A 4,462-nucleotide genomic window follows, 5' to 3' on the forward strand; every position below is an offset into this window, starting at 1 on the left:
CCACGACACGACGTTTAGCTAAGGCTAAAGCGGGTGCCAATAAAGAATCGGCATCATCATCAGCCCCTACCAATGATTGAAAAACACGCATCTCTTTTTTGACTAATGCACTTTTTTGGCGGTGTGGGTACATTGGGTCGAGATAAATAACATCAGGCGGTGTTGTGATATTGGCTAATGCAGTAATACTCGAGGCATGGATTAACGACATACGTTGTTTTAGCCACTCGCCAATTTCGCTATCTTGATAACCACGTTGTAGTCCATCATCTAACAGCGCGGCAACAACAGGATGACGTTCAAACATACGTACCTGACAACCTAGCGCCGCTAACACAAAAGCATCACGCCCAAGACCAGCAGTCGCATCAATTACATCGGGTAAATAATCTTTTTTGATCCCAACAGCTTTGGCAACAGCTTCACCACGGCCGCCACCAAATTTACGTCGGTGCGCCATTGCCCCTGAAACAAAATCGACAAAAATCCCCCCTAGTTTTGGTTCATCCATTTTGCGTAATTGCAAATTCTCAGGTGTCAGAACCAGCGCCATAATGGCATCAGGACAATGGATAAGATTCCATTTTTCAGCAAGTTGAGATAGGGCGCCTTGATCGGCACCCTCTTCACAGATCAATTGGATCTTGATGTGATCAGCCATTGATACCATAGCTCTTCAACATTGCATCCAGCTCAGGCTTACGGCCACGGAAACGTTCAAACAGTACCATTGGCTCTTCTGAACCACCACGACTGAGGATATTGTCGAGGAATGATTGCCCAGTTTCGCGGTTAAAAATACCTTCTTCCGCAAAGCGTGAATAGGCGTCTGCCGCAAGTACATCTGCCCATAAATAGCTGTAATACCCCGCAGCATAACCACCCGCAAAGATATGGCTGAAGGCGTGTGGGAAACGGCTCCATTCAGGTGATGGAACAACGGCTACTTTTTCTTTTACCGCATATAAGGTTGGCATGACTTGCGCGCCTTTCGCTGGGTCATATTCAGCATGTAAGCGGAAATCAAATAAACCAAACTCCAACTGACGCAGAACAAACATGGCAGATTGGTAGTTTTTCGCTGCCAACATGCTATCAAGCATTGCGCGTGGTAATGGCTCACCCGTTTCATAGTGTCCAGAGATAAACTCAAGCGCCTCAGGCTCCCAGCACCAGTTTTCCATAAATTGGCTTGGTAATTCAACGGCATCCCAAGGTACACCATTGATACCCGCAACATCGGCGACATCGATTTTTGTCAGCATATGGTGCAGGCCATGACCAAATTCGTGGAATAGGGTGATCACTTCATCATGAGTGAATAAAGCGGGTTTATCACCAAGTGGTTTGTTGAAGTTACAAGTCAGATAAGCGACAGGGTTTTGTAGCGAGCCATCTTTATGAACCATTCTACCTGCACAATCATCCATCCACGCACCGCCACGTTTGTGCTCACGCGCGTATAGGTCAAGGTAGAAGCTACCGCGCAATGTGTTGGTGTCATCATATAGCTCAAAGAAACGCACATCGGGGTGCCATGTTTCAACATCTTTGCGCTCTTTGGCTGTTAAACCATAAATACGATGAACGACTTCAAACAGACCTTCAATAACACGTTGCTCTGGGAAGTAAGGGCGCAGTTGCTCATCACTCAGTGAGAATTTGTGCTGCTTCTGTTTTTCGCTGTAATAAGCAATATCCCAAGATTCGAGCTTATCGACGCCATAATGTTCTTTCGCAAATGCGGTGAGTTCCGCTAATTCATCCTTACCTTGTTGATGAGCTCGTTCAGCTAAATTGGTTAAGAAGTCTAATACTTGCTCTGGCGATTCAGCCATTTTTGTTGCGAGTGACTTTTCAGCAAAGTTTTTAAAACCAAGCAATTGAGCGAGTTCATGACGCAGTGCCATCAATTCATCGATAAGTTCACTGTTATCCCATTTGCCTGCATTCGGACCCTGATCGGAAGCACGAGTGCTATAGGCATAACTCATCTCGCGGCGTAGCTCAGCGTTATCTGCATAAGTCATTACAGGTAAGTAACTTGGCATATCCAGAGTGAGTAAATAGCCTTCTTCACCTTTGGATTCAGCCATTGCTTTTGCTGCCGCGATAGCGCTTTCAGGCATACCAGCCAGTTCGCTTTCATCTTTAATTAATTTGGTCCAGCCCATTGTCGCATCAAGGACATTGTTGCTGAATTTAGAGGCGATTTCTGACAAACGGGCAACAATTTCACCGTAGCGCTGTTGTTTTTCAGGTGGTAGACCAATGCCTGACAATTCGAAGTCGCGCAGCGTATTTTCAATCGATTTTTTCTGGGATTGGCTGAGTGAAGCAAATTGTGCACTATCTTTTAGGGATTTATACGCCAGATAGAGAGGTTCATGTTGGCCCATCCAAGTGCTGAATTCAGAGAGTAATGGTAGGCATTTTTCATAAGCTTCACGCAGTTCTGGGCTATTTTTGACGGAATGAAGGTGCCCAACGGGTGACCATACACGGGATAGTTTATCGCTTGCTTCTTCAAGCGGTTGGCATAGGTTATCCCAAGTATATTGATGAGTGGCTGACAGGATATTTTCGACAGTTTGGCGATATTCAGTCAGGACTTGTTGAACCGCAGGAAAGACGTGATCAGGTTCAATTTTAGTAAAATGAGGTAGTACAGAATCGGTTAATAATGGGTTTGTCATATAAACATCCTGTGATAGCAGGCTTGCGCTCGTAGGCCAAGGCTTACTGTATTGACAATAAGTTAAACGGCTGACCCTCAACTTAACGAAAGCAGCACGCCACTGTGAATATGTAAAATTATATGGGGGCGGAAATGAAAACCTCAATACAAGATAACGTTTTTTGTGCTTAATCTTTATCAATAAATGTGACTATTTGATTTCATAGGCTTTGGAAAATAGAGTATTCGGGCTATAATCAAGCCTCTACAGATAAGGAAGATCGTCGTCTCCGGTGAGGCGGCTGGATTTCAAATCCAGTTGGGGCTGCCAGCAGTCCCGGGCAGGTTCGACTCCTGTGATCTTCCGCCACACAAGCTCAACACACCTCCACTGAAGTCAATTAAATCCTTTAAATTCAACCTATAAAAGCAAATCATAGTCAACTCAGTTCAACTGAGGTTACTCCACATCAACCCCCAGTTGGGGGTGTTAATCGGGGGTGCATTTAGGTATGCTATATCTTGCACCCCCAAATTCTCATTTTCTTTGAAACAGATAGGGCTTACGGAGGTTTTATTATGGCTCTGAGTGATATAAAAATAAAAACGGCAAAGCCGCTAGATAAGCCCTACAAACTTTCTGATTCAGGTGGGTTATATCTGATCGTTAATCGCAATGGTTCTAAATATTGGAGAATGAAGTACCGCTTCGCAGGCAAAGAAAAAATGCTTTCTATTGGTGTTTACCCGAAAGTGACATTAGCGGAAGCAAGAAACCAGCGTGATGATGCGAAAAAATTGTTGGCTCAAAATAAAGATCCAAGTGAACAAAAGCAATTAGCTAGATTAGAAAAGCACTTAGCTTCTGAAAGTACTTTTGAAGCAGTAACTCGTGAGTGGCACACCTCTAAAGCGGATCGCTGGTCACTACGTTACCGTGATGAAATTATTGATACCTTTGAAAAGGATATCTTTCCTTACATTGGTAAGCGTCCGATAGCAGAGATTAAGCCCTTAGAGCTACTTGAAACTTTGCGTAAGATGGAGAAGCGCGGAGCCTTAGAGAAGATGCGCAAAGTCCGCCAGCGCTGCGGGGAGGTCTTTCGCTATGCAATTATTACTGGTCGAGCTGAATATAACCCAGCCCCTGATCTGGCTTCTGCTTTAGCTCCACCGAAGAAACAACACTTTCCATTTTTAACCGCTGAAGAGTTACCTTATTTTCTAAAGGATCTAGCAGGGTATACAGGTAGTGTGATCACCAAAACGGCAACTAAAATTATTCTGCTGACAGCTGTACGTACACAAGAGCTCCGCTATGCGCGTTGGCAGGATATTGATCTAGAAAAAGGGATTTGGGAAATTCCTGCTGAAGTGATGAAAATGAAGCGACCACATGTAGTGCCACTATCTAAACAGGTGATCGAGCTGTTTAATTCACTCAAACCACTGTCAGGGCATTATGAGCTTGTGTTTATAGGCCGTAATGACCATAGAAAACCGATCAGTAAGGAAAGCGTAAATCAGGTTATTGAGTTGTTGGGGTATAAAGGAAGACTAACAGGACATGGCTTTCGTCACACGATGAGTACAATCCTGCATGAACAAGGATTTAATTCAGCATGGATTGAAACCCAGCTCGCGCATATCGATAAAAACTCTATTCGAGGAACCTATAACCATGCGCAATATTTAGAAGGTAGGCGAGAAATGATGCAGTGGTATGCCGACTATATCGATTCATTGAGAAATGGTGGCAATATTGTTCATGGGAATTTTCATCGT

The 4,462-nt window shown here is 44.2% G+C and carries 3 protein-coding genes and 1 tRNA gene; 2 read left to right on the forward strand and 2 right to left on the reverse strand.

Features of this window, described 5'->3' with window-relative positions:
* Window positions 1-661, reverse strand: a 661-nt coding sequence (locus tag PSE69_RS19595; RefSeq protein WP_272514038.1) for a class I SAM-dependent methyltransferase, incomplete at its 3' end; no start/stop codon positions are given.
* On the reverse strand, window positions 654-2,696 hold the full coding sequence (prlC, locus tag PSE69_RS19600) for an oligopeptidase A (protein WP_004916007.1): 2,043 nt from the start codon (window positions 2,694-2,696) through the stop codon (window positions 654-656). The genes PSE69_RS19595 and prlC, both read right to left, overlap by 8 nt.
* 256 nt (window positions 2,697-2,952) lie before the next feature.
* Between prlC and PSE69_RS19605 the strand changes: the two genes are divergently transcribed.
* Window positions 2,953-3,047: transfer RNA gene (locus PSE69_RS19605), tRNA-Sec, on the forward strand.
* A 209-nt stretch (window positions 3,048-3,256) separates the two neighbouring features.
* Window positions 3,257-4,462 (forward strand): tyrosine-type recombinase/integrase (locus PSE69_RS19610; RefSeq protein ID WP_272675341.1); only part of this gene is annotated, 1,206 nt, incomplete at its 3' end.

It is taken from the genome of Providencia sp. PROV122 (assembly GCF_028482365.1).
In the GTDB taxonomy this organism is placed as follows: domain Bacteria; phylum Pseudomonadota; class Gammaproteobacteria; order Enterobacterales; family Enterobacteriaceae; genus Providencia; species Providencia stuartii.